We start from the raw sequence: 265 nt of genomic DNA, 5'->3' as shown, positions 1-265 counted from the left end.
TCGAGCGGACGATTCGAAAGCTTGCTTTTGAATCGTTAGCGGCGGACGGGTGAGTAACACGTGGGCAACCTGCCCTGTAGACGGGGATAACACCGAGAAATCGGTGCTAATACCGGATAATACGAAATGTCGCATGATGTTTCGTTGAAAGACGGCGCAAGCTGTCGCTACAGGATGGGCCCGCGGCGCATTAGCTAGTTGGTGAGGTAACGGCTCACCAAGGCGACGATGCGTAGCCGACCTGAGAGGGTGATCGGCCACACTG

General features: G+C 55.8%; 1 rRNA gene. It reads left to right on the top strand.

The annotated features are described in order from the left end of the window. A 16S ribosomal RNA gene (locus K1I44_RS15170) occupies window positions 1-265 on the top strand; the annotation flags it as partial.

The organism is Anoxybacillus sp. ST4, from assembly GCF_019448545.1.
GTDB classification, from domain to species: Bacteria; Bacillota; Bacilli; order Bacillales; family Anoxybacillaceae; genus Anoxybacillus; species Anoxybacillus pushchinoensis.
Note: the sequence above shows the minus strand (reverse complement) of the source record. Positions and strands in the feature narration are given on the sequence as shown.